Origin of the sequence: Dietzia cinnamea NBRC 102147 (assembly GCF_001571065.1) — a bacterium.
GTDB classification, from domain to species: domain Bacteria; phylum Actinomycetota; class Actinomycetes; order Mycobacteriales; family Mycobacteriaceae; genus Dietzia; species Dietzia cinnamea.
Window position 1 is genome coordinate 21,360 of record NZ_BCSW01000020.1, and the last position, 13,527, is coordinate 34,886.

Sequence of the window (13,527 nt, forward strand, 5' to 3'; positions counted from 1 at the left end):
CGGCGACCGGCACCCTCAGGACTCGGCGTGGGCGCATCCCGGGTCGGGATGTGTGAAGCTGGAGGGCATGAGCGAGCACGACGGCGCCCCCGAGGTCTGGCCGACCAGAGACTCCACCGTGGTCGACGCGTCGGTGGCGGACGTCATGGCGGTCATCGCCGACTTCGCGGCCTATCCGGAGTGGTCCGCGTCGATCGACGCCGCCGAGGTGCTGTCGACGGGCGCGGACGGCCGCCCGGACAGAGTGCGGTTCCAGCTGCGAGCGGGCGCGATCGTCGACGAGTACGTGCTCGTGTACTCCTGGTCGGCGGATCACCGCTCGGTGGAGTGGCGCCTCGAGAGCTCGACGCTGCAGCGGGACCAGCGCGGGTCGTATCGTCTGGAACCCGTGGAAGCCGGCACCCGGGTGGACTACGAACTGGAGATCGAACTGACGGTGCCGGTGATCGGCAGTCTGCGCAGTCGTGCCCAGCGACGCATCCTGGGCGACGCGCTCAGTGAGCTCAAACGACGGGCCGAGTCCCGGTGAACCACACCCGTGTGGTCGTCGTCCTCGGCGGCGACCCTGCCGAACGCGCCGGCGTCACCGGCGGGCTACTCGCGGAGTCCGGGCGGACCGCCCTGGTCCTGACCGGGCACCCTGATGCCGTCGACCCCCGTCTCGACACCTCCGACGAGGGCCCGGTCGAGGTCCGCGCCGACGACCCGACCGCGAGGCTGGAGGCGTACCGATCCGGTGCCGCCGACCCGGATGACGACGTCCTGGCCGCCCTCTCGGCAGGCGGCGACACGCCGCTGGCGGCCGTGCTCGGATGGGAGTACGCGCGCCGCGCGGCGGCGTCCGGTTACTGGGACGTCGTCGTGGTTGAACTCGACGGGGACCTGGCCGCCGTCCGCCGCATCGCCGCGGCCGGGGAACTGGCCGCCTTCGTCGAGTCGCAGTGGCCGGCGAACGTGCGCTTCGCGTCCATGGCCGCCGGCGCCCGTGCGGACGCCCGTGTCCGGGAGGCGCACCGGCTCGCGCTGCTCGCCGGTGACGTGGCCGGTTTCCTCTCGGGCCCTCTCGAGGTGATCGTCGTCGGCCGCGCACCGGAGCGGACGGCCGCGATGGCGGCGCTGGCGCGCGGCGCCGTCCGGCCCGAGGTGGCGCCTGACGGCGACGGGGGATACCGCGTCGAATACCCCGTCCCGACCGCGCCCTCCACGCCGGCGTCCGTCGAGGGCGACCGGCTCCGCCTCGAACACGACGGTTTCCGCGCCGTTCTCGGCCTGCCGCCGCTGCTGACCCGCTGCGTCCTCGTCGACTCGACCTTCGACGCCGGCGCCGGGCGGGTCCGGCTACGCTTTCTCCCGGACCCCGATCTGTGGCCGCAGAACCTCGTGCCGACCGGTTCCGCCGACACGGCCAGGTAGTATCCGCATTCGTCGATTGGCACCACGAGAGGACCGGGGACCGCGTTGCTGTACTACCTGTTCAAGTACGTGCTCATCGGCCCGTTCCTCCGGGTGACGAGTCGGCGGGTCGTGACGGGACGCGAGCACTTCCCGGCCCGGGGGGCCGCTCTCCTCGTCGGCAACCACCAGTCGGTCGCGGACTGGCTGTTCACCCCGCTGCTCCTGCCGCGCCGGGTGACGTTCCTGGCCAAGAGTGACTACTTCACGGGAACCGGCATCCGCGGGATGCTCAGCCGGTGGTTCTTCGCCGGCTCCGGGCAGTACCCGATCGACCGCACCAACGCCGACGCCGCACAGGCGGCGCTGGACGCCGGTCTCGAGGTCTTGTCGTCCGGGCGCATCCTGTGCATCTATCCCGAGGGCACCCGTTCCCCGGACGGACGGCTCTACCGGGGCAAGACCGGGCCGGCCCGGCTGGCGCTGCGCGCGGGCGTGCCGATCATCCCCGTCGGGGTCTCCGGCACCGGCGAGTACGTCCGCAAGGCGACCAGGTTCCGCTTCTTCCCGCGCACCGAGGTCCGCGTTATGCTCGGCGAGCCGCTCGACCTCTCGCCGTGGGCCGGCCGTGAAGGCGACCGGGCGGCCGAGCGCGAGGTCACCGACGAGCTCATGCGTCGCATCCAGGCACTCACCGGCCAGGAGTACGTCCACGACATCTACGGCGCGGACATGAAGAAGCGCTACCAGGCGGTCCGCGAGTCAGGGCACAACCTGCTCGACCAGCCCGTCGACGGACAGCGCTGACGAGGTGCGGTACTTCTACGACTGCGAGTTCATTGAGGACGGCACGACCATCGACCTGGTGTCGGTGGGGGTCGTCGCCGAGGACGGTCGCGAGTTCTACGCGGTGTCCACCGAGTTCGACTCGTCGACGGCCGGCCCGTGGGTCCGCCGCAACGTCCTGCCCAAACTCCCCAACCCGTCGTCCGCGGCGTGGATGTCGAGGGCCCGGATCCGCGACGAGCTCTACGACTTCCTCACGGCCCCGCCCACCGGCCCGGTCGAGATGTGGGCGTGGATCGGCGCCTACGACCACGTCGCGGTGTGCCAGCTGTGGGGCGACATGACGAAGCTCCCGGCGGCGATGCCCAAGTTCACCCGCGACGTCCGCCAACTGTGGGAGCTCGCCGGCCGGCCGGAGCTGCCGGCGCACCCCGGGGGCGCACACGACGCACTCGGTGACGCCCGCCATGTGGCGATGCGGTTCCGGGCCATCGCCGAGCAGGCGCCCCACCTGGGTCTCTGAGGCCTCGCCCGCGCGCGGTGGCGTATCGTCGCCGGGGTGAGCAACTGGACAGTCGACGTCGACATCGCGCAACTCCCCGACCTGCCGCCGCTCTCCGCGGACCTCGACAGGCAGTTGGCCGATGCGCTCTCCCGGCCGGCGCTGCAGCAGCCGTCGTGGGACCCGCAGCACGCCGCCGCCATGCGCAAGGTCCTCGAGAGCGTCCCGCCGATCTGCGTGGCCTCCGAGGTCGAGCACCTCTCAGACCGCCTGGCCGACGTGGCCCACGGTCGGGCGTTCCTGCTGCAGGGCGGTGACTGCGCCGAGACGTTCGAGGCCAACACCGAGCCCCACATCAAGGGCGTGATCCGCACGCTCCTGCAGATGTCGGTCGTGCTGACCTACGGTGCCTCGATGCCCGTGGTCAAGGTCGGTCGCATCGCCGGCCAGTACGCCAAGCCCCGGTCCGCCGACCGCGACGGCAGCGGACTGCTGTCCTACCGGGGTGACATGGTCAACAGCATCGAGGCGGACGAGGCGGCACGTGAGCACGACCCGTCCCGCCTGGTCCGCGCCTACGCCAACGCGGCCGCGGCGATGAACCTCGTCCGGTCCCTGACGGCGTCGGGCACCGCCGACCTGCACCGCGTGCACGAGTGGAACATGGAGTTCGTCGCCGGTTCGCCGGCCGGCGCTCGCTACGAGGCCCTGGCCGCGGAGGTCGACCGGGGCCTGCGCTTCATGGACGCGTGCGGCGTCTCCGACGCGAACCTGCGGTCCGCCGACATCTTCTCCTCCCACGAGGCCCTCGTCCTGGACTACGAGCGGGCGATGCTGCGCCTGGCCGATGACGGGACGGGACTCACCGGTGACGCCGAGCAGGGCCTGTACGACCTGTCGGCCCACTTCCTGTGGATCGGGGAGCGCACCCGCGGCATCGACGACGCCCACGTGGCGTTCGCCTCGCTCATCCAGAACCCCATCGGACTGAAGATCGGGCCCACCACGACGCCCGAGCTCGCGGTCGAGTACGTCGAGAAGCTCGACCCTCACAACCGGCCGGGCCGACTGACCCTGGTCTCCCGCATGGGCAACGACAAGGTCCGCGAGGCCCTGCCGCCGATCGTCCGTGCGGTGGAGGCCACCGGGCACAAGGTCATCTGGCAGTGCGACCCGATGCACGGCAACACCCACTCCACGTCGAACGGGTACAAGACCCGCCATTTCGACCGGATCATCGACGAGGTCCAGGGCTTCTTCGAGGTGCACCACGCGCTCGGGTCGCATCCCGGCGGGATCCACATCGAGTTGACCGGCGAGGACGTCACGGAGTGCCTCGGCGGCGCCCAGGACATCTCCGACCTGGATCTGGCGGGCCGGTACGAGACGGCCTGCGACCCGCGGCTCAACACCCAGCAGTCGCTCGAGCTGGCCTACCTGGTCGCGGAGATGCTGCGCCACTGACGCGTCGGGCCCGGCCGCCGGCGCGACGCGTCAGCCCAGTGCCGCGTCAGCCCAGGGCCGCGTCAGCCGAGGGCGTCGATCTCGACCTCGCTGCCCCTGGCCACCACCCGGCCGGGCAGCGGGGTCTGGCCGTAGACGATGCCGCTCGACGTCCCCGCGTCGATCGTGGCGCGCAGTCCGGCCTCCTGCAGACGCTGGCGGGCGTCGGACGCGCGGGAGCCCAGCACGACCGGGACGGTCACCGCGTCGGACGGCACGATCCGCAGCACAGCGCCCGACGGGTCGAGGCGGGTCCCGGCGGGCGGCTCGGTACGGACCACCCGACCGTCGGCGACCTGACGATCGGTGACGGGCGACTCGAGGACGACCGTGAACCCGGCCTTCTCGAGCACGTCGGTCGCCTCGTCGACGGGCACGTCCCTGATGTCGGGCACGGTCAGTGCGTTGGAGACCAGCAGGACGACCCCGTCGCCGCGGGACACGTCGGTCCCGGCGTCCGGGTCGGTGCCCACGGCCAGGCCACCATCCACCTCGTCGTCGTACACCCTCCTGACCTGCGAGACGGCGAGCCCGGCGCCCTCGATGGCGGCGCGCGCCTGGTCCTCGGCCAGGCCCACCACCTCCGGCACGGCCACCGGCGCCGGCCCGGAGCTGGTGATCATGGCCACGCGCGTGCCCACGTCGACGGTCGTGCCCGCGCCGGGCTGCAGCGACACCACCTGGCCGACTGGCACCGAGTCGGAGTACTCGGTGCCGCCGCGCACCGGCTCCAGCGAGTTCTCACGGAGGGCGGCCGAGACGGCGTCGACGGTGCGGTTCGCACCCACCTCGGGCACCACCGGGCGCCCCACCGACACCAACACGGCGACGGTGTCCCCGCGGGGCACCTTCTCACCCGCCGCGGGGTCGGTGCCCACCAGGCCGGAGGGGGGGACGTCGTTGCTGAAGGCGTCGCGCGTCGCGGCCGCGAGCCCCACGGCGTTGACCGCGTCGGTGGCCTGGCCCACCGACATCCCCTGGACGGAGGGCACCTCCACGAACCGCCCCGAGCCGAGCCACCAGCCGGCGACGGCCAGTCCGATCGCGGCGGCGAGCACCACGATGAGCCATAACATGCCGCGCTGTCGGCGCGGCCGGATGATGTCGCGGTCGGGCGCGGCCTCCATCTCACCGCGCGGCGCGCGGGCGGGCTCGGCGTGCCCGCCGGCCGGGGGCGCCGGGGCGAGGTCGGCGCGTGTCTGGACCCGGGTGGGCGTCGGACCGTCGCCGCGGCGCAGGGCCTCGCCGCTCTCGCGGTCGGCGGCGTCGAACTCGGATTCACCGCCCGGGGTGGCGCGCGCGGCGTTCGCCCGGGCCCGCGTCCACGAGGACTGCCTCGGCGCCGGGACGACGTAGTCGGGGAACCGCCCGATCTTGGCGGCGCGATCGAGGTCGCGCAGCATCTCGTCGGCGTCGGCGTAGCGGTCCTCGCGGCTACGGCGGGTGGCGCGCAGGACCAGGTGGTCGAGGTCCTCGGCGACGGTGTCGGACTGGTCGGACGGCGCGGGGACGTCGGTGTCGAGGCGACGGTAGGCCACCGCGATGTTGTTGTCACCGCTGAACGGCGGCTCCCCGGTGAGCATCTCGTAGGTCAGCACGCCCAGGGAGTACAGGTCGGAGCGCGGGTCCGTGTCGGCGCCGGAGATCTGCTCGGGGGAGAGATAAGCGGCGGTGCCCATGACCACGCTGCTGGAGGTGGCGCGCGACTCGGCGACCGCGCGGACCAGGCCGAAGTCGGCCAGCTTGACCGCGCCGGTCGTCGAGATCAGGACGTTCTCGGGTTTGATGTCCCGGTGGACGAGGCCGGCGGCATGGGCCTCGCGGAGCGCGCCGAGCAGCGGGCGCAGTACGGCGGCCGCGGCGTACGGCGGCATCGGCCCGCGCTCGTCGAGGAGTTCGCGCAGCGTGCCGCCGGGCACCAGTTCCATGACCAGGAACGCGGTCCCCGCCTCGACGCCCTGGTCGAAGACCTGGACGATGCCGGGATCGGACAGGCGCGCGGCGGACCGGGCCTCGAGCGTGAACCGGTCCACGAACGCGCGGTCGCCGGCGAGGGTGGGGTCGAGCAGTTTGACGGCGACGTGACGGTCGAGCCGCTCGTCCGTGGCCAGGTGGACCGTGGACATGCCACCGCGGGCGATCACGGCGTCGAGCCGGTAGCGCCCGTCGAGCAGGGTGCCTGGTCCGGGGGGCTGCCCGTCGTAAGTGCTCATAGCGTCCATTCTGCCCCTCCCGCCCCGTCCGCGGTACGTCCGGAGACGTCCTGACGCGGCCCGGGGTCTAACGTGGGAGGCGTGAGTACCGTTCCGCACTGCGACGACGTCCTGCCCGCCGGGGCCGAGACCATCAACCTGCCCGAGGTGTCCGAGCGCCTCGGCATCCCGGTGACCCGTGTGCACGATCTGCTGCGCGACGGGACACTGCTCGCCGTCCGCCGGGCGGGCGTCGTCGTGGTGCCGGCCGTCTTTCTGGACGACGACGAGGTCGTGCGTTTCCTTCCGGGACTGATCGCCGTCCTGCGGGACGGGGGTTATCGGGACGAGGAGATTCTGCGGTGGCTGTTCACCGAGGACGACAGCCTGCCCGGCCGCCCGGCCGACGCGCTCCACGGCCACCGCGCACGGGAGGTCATGCGTCGCGCTCAGGCGATGGCGTTCTGACGGAGTCGGGGCCGGTGCGCGCTGCTGCGGTCGCACGCCACCACCACCAGACCGCGGCAGCGGACGCCACGAGGGCCGCGCCGACTAGCGCGGGGCTGTAGAGGCTGGTCGAGCCGTTCGGGCCGATCCCCAGGACGAGGAAGACGGTCACTCCGACCGCCGCGGTCGTCGCGCGCGGGCCCGGCCGGGCGACAAACCAGAACGCGGCCACCCACACGTGGTACCACGGCCAGGACAGCGAGTTGAGCACCACGAAGGTCAGCAGCGCGACCATGATGCCGCGCAGCGCCGACCGGGTGTCCCGGCGGTACCGCCACCACACCGCCACCAGCGCCACCGCGAGCACTACACGTCCCACCCGCCGGGTCACGGCGAGGACGTCCTCGAAGCCGGGGGTGTCGAACGCGGCGTGGATGAGGTGGGCCACAGCAGTAGGCGCGCTCAGGTAGTTGATGACCCGGTCGGAGACGGAGATGGCGTCCACCCAGCCGAGGCCCGTGCCGGCGGCCAGAGTGGCCAGCGCGAACACGACGACCGCCGCGCCCGCTGCGACGACCGTGTCGAGGACCGCGCCCACGAGGGGACTCCGGTGCGACCGCGCGAGAGGCCGCGTGGAGTCCTGCGGGCGTCGGCGCCGGTCGAGGGCGATCCACAGCAGGAACGGCGCGACGATCACGGCGGTGGCCTTGAACGCCACGGCGAGGCCGATCGCGGCCCCCGCCCACGCGTAGCGCCGGTCGAGGGTGAGCACGACCGCCGCGAGGCACGCCACCAGGGGGAAGATCTCGTTGTGCAGGCCGCCCGCGAGGTGGATGACGGTCAGTGGTGACGCGCCGGCCATCCACACGGCCGCGCCCGCGTCGACCCCGGCGCGGCGAGCAGCCGCCGCCACGAGCGCGACGAGCCCGGCCAGCGCGACCAGCACCAGCACACGCAGGATCAGCACGCCCACCGCGGGATGCCCGCCCGACAGGGCCACGACGCCGCGCATGAGGAGCAGGTGCAGGGGGCCGTAGGGGGTGGCGGTGGACTGCCAGTCGGAGCTGACCTCGGTGGTGAACGGGCCGGGGTTGGCCTCGGGCCCGTACTCGTACGGGTCGACGCCCGCGGCGGTCATCGCGCCCTGAGCCAGGTACGACCACGCGTCGCGGCTGAACAGGGGGACCGCGGGCAGCAGCGGCAGCGACCACAGCGCGGTGGCCCACGCGGCGTCGCGTGTGGGGAGCCGTCCGGAGACCGCTCGGGGGCCGAGCGAGAGCCACGACGTGACCAGGAGCGCGACGCCCGCCCAGCACAGGACGAGGGCCAGGACCTCACCGTGGCCGAACGTGAAACCGGGCAGGCCTATCGCGACCGCGGGGCCGCCGTCGACCGGCAGCGCGCCGGCGCCGAAGCCGGAGACGGTGAGCAGTGCGGAACCGAGGACGCCCCGCCACAGCGCGGGGCCGGACGGGCCGGTGAGGGCGGCGCGGGCGGAGCCCACCGCCGAGGTGGTCCGGGTGGGCGGGCGTGACGACGACGAGGAGTTCCGCTCAGGTCGGCGTCCCGTGGCAGCGGGCACGGGTCAGGCCCGTCGGCGGGTCGCGGCCTCCGCGAGGTCCCGCAGCATGTCCCGCCCGTGTGCGCTGATCGCCTCCGAGGCGATCGCGTCCAGCGCGCGGGCGGTCAGCTCCTCGATCTCGGTCTCGACGGAGGCGACCGCTCCGGAGTCCACGAGGACGGCGCGGGCCCGTTCGAGCGTCGGGCCGTCGGGTTCGGTTCCCAGGACTCCGGCGAGGAAGCGCGCGTCCTCGCCGGGCGCGAGGGTCATCGCGCGTGCGAGCAGGAGGGTGCGCTTGCCCTCACGTAGGTCGTCCCCGGACGGCTTCCCGGTGACCTCCGGGTCGCCGAACACCCCGAGCAGGTCGTCACGCAGCTGGAACGCCTGGCCCACGGCGACGCCGAACTCCCTCAGCGTGGCGACCGTCTCGTCGGTCGCGCCGGCGAGCTCGGCCCCGATGTGCAGGGGCCTCTCGACGGTGTAGGCCGCGGTCTTGAAGCGGTTCACCCGGGCGGGGGTCTGCTCGTCCGTGGCCCCCGACGCCTCGGCGAGGATGTCGAGCATCTGGCCGGACAGGACCTCGGTCTTCATGGCGTGCCACGGGCCGAGCGCCCGGCCCAGCGCGGCCGGATCGACGCCTGACGTCACGAACATCTCGTCGGCCCAGCTCAGGGCCAGATCGCCGACGAGGATCGCCTGGGACACCCCGTAGCGGGCGGCGTCGCCGTCCCACCCGTCCCGGCGGTGCGCCGACTCGATAGCGCGGTGCACGGTGGGTCGGCCGCGGCGGGTGTCGGAGGCGTCGACGATGTCGTCGTGGACGAGGGCGCACGCCTGGATCAGCTCGAGGGCGGCGCAGGCGGTCACGACCTCCTCGGGCGCCGGGCCGGCGTCGGGCCGGGACGCGGCCCACCCGGCCAGTGCGAAGCGGGGCCGCATCCGCTTGCCGCCGTCGAGCACGAAGTCCGACAGGAGCCCGGCCAGCCGGTCCACCCGCTCGTCGACCGCGGCGACGACCGTGCGCCGTCCCTCGATGTGGCGGCGGAGCGTGGCGAGGACGCGTTCTCCGTCGTCGGGGCGGGTCGCCATGACCACGGGCACCATCCCTTCCGGGCGCCCGGTCCGGTCGCCCTCGTCGCCGACGATCCTAGTCGTCGGGCGACGGCCGGACCGGACGCGTGTCGGGCTACCCTGGTCGGGTGACCCAGCTACCCGACTCCGACCAGACGGGCGGTGGCCGGCACCCCAGCATCGTGGAGCGGATCGAGACGTCCACCACCCCGAGGGTGCCGTTCTCCGTCGAGTTCTACCCGCCCCGCGACGAGGCCGCCGAGGAGCGTCTCTGGCGTGCGGCCTCCGTGTTCTCCGAGCTCGGTGCGGCGTTCGTCTCCGTGACCTACGGGGCGGGCGGGTCGACGCGGGACCGGACCGTCCGGGTCGTGGAGCGCATCGTCCGCGAGACCGACCTCGTCCCCATCGCCCACCTCACGGCGGTCGGGCACACGGTGGCCGAGCTCACCGACATGGTCCGGATGTACGGCGAGGCGGGGGTCTCCAACATCCTCGCGCTCCGCGGCGACCCGCCCGGGGACCCGCTGGGTGAGTGGACGGCCCACCCGGAGGGGCTGCACTACGCCGAGGAGCTCGTGCGGCTGATCCACGAGGTGGGTGAGTACCACGTGGGCGTGGCCTCCTTCCCCGAGGGGCACTACCGGGCCCGCGACCTCGACCACGACACCGAGGTCCTGGTCGGCAAGCTGCGCGCGGGGGCCGAGTACTCCATCACGCAGATGTTCTGGGACGTCGAGCACTACCTCCGGCTGCGGGACCGAGCCGTCGCGGCCGATCCGGAGCAGGGCGCCAAGCCGATAATCCCGGGTCTCATGCCGGTCACCAGCCTGCGTCAGGTCAAGCGGATGGTCGAGCTGTCGGGGTGCGCGCTGCCCGACGACCTGGCCGAGCGCCTGCGCACCGCGGCGGGGGACGGGCCGGAGGAGAACCGCGAGGCGGTGCGCGAGGTGGGGATCGACCTGACCACTCGGATGTGTGAGCGGCTGATCTCCGAGGGCGTGCCGTGTCTGCACTTCAACACCCTCAACTTCTCGCGGGCCACCCGCGAGGTCCTCACAAACCTGTCGATGGCGCCCGCGCCCGGGGTGGCGGCCAGCCGGATCTGACCGCCTCAGCGCACCAGCCGGTCCGCGCGGGCCCTCGAGGTCCGCGCGGCCAGGATCGTCCCGATGGACACCAGCAGGGCTGCGCCGACGCCCACGATCATCCACACGGCGAAGCCGCGGGTGGCAGGGTCCGGGTACGAGGACGAGGCCTGCATCCGGGTGATGGACCCCGGTGCGGGCGTCCAGCTCACGGAGTTCCCCGCGCCGACGGTCCCGTTGGTCTCGCTGATGCGGTTGGGGAACGTCAGGTCGACCCGCGTCGTCGTCGATCCGGCGCGATCAGCCGGGAGCATCGACAGGTCGATCGAGCCGCTGAACGACACGGTGTCGCCGCTGCGGCGGAATCCGAGCGTGTACGGGCGGGCGCCCTCGATGTCGATCGCCAGGGAGAGCGCGTCCATCTCCGCGAACGTCAACTGGGTGAAGTAGATCTCGCGACCGGTGAACCCGTCCGCAGAGTAGGGCGTGATCCGGACCTTCTGCTCGAGGCCGGACGGCGCGCCGAGCCGCTCGAGCGCCGCCGCCTGTTCCAGCTGGTCCCCGGCGACGAGGATGCGTCCGGAGACGGTGTCGTCCTTACGGACGCTCATCTGCGCGTTGAGCTGCAGACACCCGGTGAGCACGACCAGCAGGGCGGCCAGCGTGGTGAGGCCAGCGACCCGTCGGGACAGCCGCGAGCGGCCGGAGGCGGCTGAGCGGCGCACGGTCGTGGAGGGCACGGTCGTGGGACGCCGGAGCGGTCGGGGCACGGTCACGGCGGTCATTCTGCCCGGATCCCCCGACGCCGTAGCGCCGACCTGCCGAGCCTGCGGCCGACGAGTCGCGCCACCGTCCTGCCGCTGGCGCCGATGACGCCTCCGCCGGGGTGGGTGGACGCTCCGGCGAGGAACACCCCGTCGGCGCCCGGGACCGCGTGGCCGCGCAGGTCGGGGTGCGGGCGCATCGGCAGCATCTGGTCCAGCGACATCTCCACGTGCATGACGTTCCCGCCGAGCAGCCCGAGCTCGGTCTCCAGGTCCTCCGGAGTCTGGATGTGTCGGTGGACGATCGAGTCCGCCAGACCAGGGGCGAACCGGTCCGCCGCTGCGATGATGCGGTCGGCCTCCCCGGGCCCGGCCTCGGCCCAGCCCCGCCCGTCGGCGAGGTGGCGCGGGTGCCACTGCGACCAGAGGGTGAGCTCGTGTCGGCCCTCCGGCGCGAGGGAGGGGTCGAGCGAGCTGAAGCTCATGGCCAGGACGGCGGGGTCCGCGTCCAGCCCCCCGGCCGCGGCCACGCCGTAGCGCCGGTCGAGGTGTCGCCGGTCCGTGACGAGCAGCTGCAGCCCGTGGGCACTGGTCTCGGTGGGCACGTCCGGATAGCACGGCAGGTCGGTGGTGCCCAGCCGGACGACCATCCCCAGGCCGAAGCCGGGCCGGATCCGCCGCCGCCACCCGTCCACCGTCGTCGCCGGCAACTCGTGCTCGAGGAGGTCGAGGGTCGTGTGGACGTGGCACGCCGCCACCACCGTCGAGCAGTGGAGGGAGTCGCCGCCCTCGGTGTCGACCCGCCAGCCCGGACCCGAGCGGCGGATCGCGGTTGCCCCGGCGCCGGCGGTGACCGTGCCGCCGTGCGCCCGGATCGCCGACGTCAGCGCGTCAGCCAGCGCCCCGGACCCGCCCACCGCGCGCCCGGGCGGGATCCGGTGCATCAGTGCCGCGAAGCCGATCATCGGGGCGGTGGCGGGGTGCGACATCGGCGGACCGGACTGGGCCCCGAACCACGAGAGCGCGGCCTTGAGCCGCTCGGAGTCGAACATCGAGTCCAGGAGCGCGTCGCCGGAGGACAGGAACGTCTGGACCGCGCCGAACGGGTCGCGCAGGTCCTCGGCCCCGAGGAACGCCGACCCGAGCCCCGGCGCGGTCGGCCGCACCGAGAAGCCCTTCATCATGCGTCCCGCGAGGACGTCCCACCGCCGGACGAACTCGCGGTACGCGTCGGCATCGGCGTCCCCGCAGGCGGCGGCGATGCTGGCGCACGTCGCGTCGAGGTCCCGGTGGAAGACGATCGGCGGCTCCCCGGATCCGGGCGGAGCGGGCGCGAACCCCCACGGATCGCAGTCGATGTAGCGCAGTCCGTGGGCCGCGAGGTCGAGCTCCTCCGGGATGCCGGTGTGCCGGATCATGAGGTGCGCCGACGACCCGCGATCGGTCAGGTGACCGGGGTACCGTTCGACCGTCGAGGTGGCGCCGCCGATCACGGTGTCCTTCTCCACCACGTGGACGTCGTGCCCGGCGCGGGCGAGATAGGCGGCGCAGACCAGCCCGTTGTGGCCGGAGCCGATCACCACCACGTCATGACGCCGGCTCACTCGTCGGTCCCCGGGACGGGGAGCGGCAACGTGCGCTCGAGGACCGCGAACGGCCGTGCATCGCCCTCGAAGCGGTACGACCGCAGCACATCGGTGAAGCCTAGCGACCGGTACAGCCGCCACGCGCTGTTGTCCTCGCCCTCGACCTCGGGTGTGGACAACAGGACCCTGCTCTCCGGACGGTCCGCCAGGAACCTGCGCAGCAGTGTCCCGCCGATACCGCGGCCCTGGTGGGTGGGCGAGACGTGCAGTTCGGTCAGCTCGACGTAGTCGGACGGGAGTTCGCGCTCCCGGTCGCGCAACCCCCGGGAGACCTGCTCGTACCACCACTGGCCGGGCGCGCCGTGGTAGCCGTAACAGATCGCGACCAGCGGGCCCCTCGACTGTCCGAGCAGGCGCCGGCGCGGGGCCTCGAACGCGGCCACCCCGGACCAGCCGTCGCGGTAGCTGTGCTCCATCCAGGCGGCCGCCCGGGAGCGGATCACCTGCGACGGGTAGCCCATGGCGTCGACGTAGACCCCCAGAGCCTCGGGCAGTCGGTCTCGGAAGTCGGCGGCGTCCAGCCGGGTGATCACGGTGTCCATCCACCCCATTTGATCACGGGCGCGGATCCGGGGCGC

General features: G+C 73.2%; 13 protein-coding genes. 7 read left to right on the plus strand and 6 right to left on the minus strand.

What is annotated here, in order from left to right; translation table 11 throughout:
* The first annotated feature begins 67 nt into the window (after positions 1 to 67).
* The 5 genes from DCI01S_RS09045 to DCI01S_RS09065 are packed head-to-tail and all read left to right on the plus strand — an operon-like array spanning position 68 to position 4,144.
* Positions 68 to 529 carry an SRPBCC family protein gene (locus DCI01S_RS09045; RefSeq protein WP_007632184.1) on the plus strand — a complete coding sequence of 154 codons (462 nt, stop codon included), beginning with the start codon at positions 68 to 70 and terminating at the stop codon, positions 527 to 529.
* Complete coding sequence (locus DCI01S_RS09050) at positions 526 to 1,413, plus strand: hypothetical protein (protein WP_061228912.1); 888 nt, start codon at positions 526 to 528, stop codon at positions 1,411 to 1,413. Before DCI01S_RS09045 ends, DCI01S_RS09050 begins: the two co-directional genes overlap by 4 nt.
* A 45-nt stretch (positions 1,414 to 1,458) precedes the next feature.
* Entirely contained in the window at positions 1,459 to 2,199 is a 741-nt protein-coding gene (locus DCI01S_RS09055) for a lysophospholipid acyltransferase family protein (protein ID WP_007632181.1), read from the plus strand.
* Positions 2,200 to 2,203: 4 nt separating this feature from the next.
* Positions 2,204 to 2,701: a polyadenylate-specific 3'-exoribonuclease AS gene (locus DCI01S_RS09060; protein ID WP_061228913.1), complete on the plus strand. Its 498-nt coding sequence runs from the start codon at positions 2,204 to 2,206 to the stop codon at positions 2,699 to 2,701.
* 36 nt (positions 2,702 to 2,737) lie between these two features.
* Entirely contained in the window at positions 2,738 to 4,144 is a 1,407-nt protein-coding gene (locus tag DCI01S_RS09065) for a class II 3-deoxy-7-phosphoheptulonate synthase (protein WP_061228914.1), read from the plus strand.
* Between the two features lie 62 nt (positions 4,145 to 4,206).
* Here DCI01S_RS09065 and pknB read toward each other — a convergent pair whose 3' ends face one another.
* Positions 4,207 to 6,396, minus strand: a complete 2,190-nt coding sequence (gene pknB, locus DCI01S_RS09070; protein WP_244881690.1) for a Stk1 family PASTA domain-containing Ser/Thr kinase — start codon at positions 6,394 to 6,396, stop codon at positions 4,207 to 4,209.
* Positions 6,397 to 6,477: 81 nt separating this feature from the next.
* On the opposite strand from pknB, the gene DCI01S_RS09075 reads away from it, so the two are divergent.
* On the plus strand, positions 6,478 to 6,843 hold the full coding sequence (locus DCI01S_RS09075) for an Rv2175c family DNA-binding protein (protein ID WP_007630648.1): 366 nt from the start codon (positions 6,478 to 6,480) through the stop codon (positions 6,841 to 6,843).
* On the opposite strand, the gene mptB is transcribed toward DCI01S_RS09075, so the two are convergent.
* Both mptB and DCI01S_RS09085 read right to left on the minus strand, forming a co-directional pair.
* Positions 6,812 to 8,404: a polyprenol phosphomannose-dependent alpha 1,6 mannosyltransferase MptB gene (gene mptB / locus DCI01S_RS09080; RefSeq protein WP_232302964.1), complete on the minus strand. Its 1,593-nt coding sequence runs from the start codon at positions 8,402 to 8,404 to the stop codon at positions 6,812 to 6,814. The two genes, DCI01S_RS09075 and mptB, sit on opposite strands and share 32 nt — an antisense overlap.
* Positions 8,405 to 8,407: 3 nt before the next feature.
* The gene (locus DCI01S_RS09085; RefSeq protein WP_109149223.1) at positions 8,408 to 9,487 is read right to left on the minus strand and encodes a polyprenyl synthetase family protein; all 1,080 of its coding nucleotides are present in this window, start codon (positions 9,485 to 9,487) and stop codon (positions 8,408 to 8,410) included.
* 95 nt (positions 9,488 to 9,582) lie between these two features.
* Here DCI01S_RS09085 and metF point away from each other — a divergent pair, with 95 nt between their 5' ends.
* A complete protein-coding gene (metF, locus tag DCI01S_RS09090; RefSeq protein ID WP_061228917.1) occupies positions 9,583 to 10,560 on the plus strand; it encodes a methylenetetrahydrofolate reductase [NAD(P)H] in 978 nt (325 codons plus the stop codon).
* Positions 10,561 to 10,565: 5 nt separating this feature from the next.
* Here metF and DCI01S_RS09095 read toward each other — a convergent pair whose 3' ends face one another.
* From DCI01S_RS09095 to DCI01S_RS09105, 3 genes are read right to left on the minus strand one after another with little or no spacing between them, the layout of a single operon-like run.
* A complete protein-coding gene (locus tag DCI01S_RS09095) occupies positions 10,566 to 11,324 on the minus strand; it encodes an LppM family (lipo)protein (RefSeq protein ID WP_061228918.1) in 759 nt (252 codons plus the stop codon).
* Positions 11,321 to 12,907, minus strand: coding sequence for a phytoene desaturase family protein (locus tag DCI01S_RS09100; RefSeq protein WP_061228919.1), 1,587 nt, complete (start codon positions 12,905 to 12,907; stop codon positions 11,321 to 11,323). Before DCI01S_RS09100 ends, DCI01S_RS09095 begins: the two co-directional genes overlap by 4 nt.
* Positions 12,904 to 13,491 carry a GNAT family N-acetyltransferase gene (locus DCI01S_RS09105; RefSeq protein WP_061228940.1) on the minus strand — a complete coding sequence of 196 codons (588 nt, stop codon included), beginning with the start codon at positions 13,489 to 13,491 and terminating at the stop codon, positions 12,904 to 12,906. Before DCI01S_RS09105 ends, DCI01S_RS09100 begins: the two co-directional genes overlap by 4 nt.
* Positions 13,492 to 13,527: the final 36 nt, after the last annotated feature.